This window comes from Pararhodobacter sp. CCB-MM2, from assembly GCF_001691415.1.
Lineage (GTDB): Bacteria > Pseudomonadota > Alphaproteobacteria > Rhodobacterales > Rhodobacteraceae > Pararhodobacter.
This window is the reverse complement of the sequence record NZ_LRRR01000096.1, coordinates 1-434: the sequence shown is the minus strand read 5'-3', so window position 1 is coordinate 434 and position 434 is coordinate 1. Positions and strand designations below refer to the sequence as shown.

General features: G+C 40.3%; 1 protein-coding gene. It reads right to left on the bottom strand.

Going from position 1 to position 434, the window contains the following annotated elements; all coding sequences use genetic code 11:
• The coding region (locus tag BCY78_RS25100) for a nucleoside deaminase (RefSeq protein WP_139103328.1) at nucleotides 1-434 on the bottom strand (434 nt) is incomplete at both ends.

Below are 434 nucleotides of genomic sequence, written 5' to 3'. Positions count from 1 at the left end.
AATCATGACTTTTCCAATAGTAATTATCATGGGAATAGTCCCCATTTTCTACCTTGAATACCTCTTTTAAGATACGCAGGTCATGGGGAATATTAAATGAATCACGAGAATCTTCAAAACTAAAAAGATAATAAAAATTATCGTATCCGCCCCAGGTAATAGCTGATAAACAAAGTGAACAGGGCTCGTGGGTGGCAAGAAAAATGCAATCCCGGGGATTAGGACGCTTTTTCCGGGGAAGTTCATAGAGTTTTTTCATGGTGTGGACTTCACCATGCCAGAGAGGGTTTTCCGTTTCTGTATTCGTACTGGATACTAACGTTGATAGGTCTTCCTTTTTAAGAATTGCCGCACCAAATAGTTTGTTTCCGGCTTTAACCCCCTCCTGGGTTTTAGGAACAATATCCTGTTCAATCACTGAAAGTAAGCGCTGT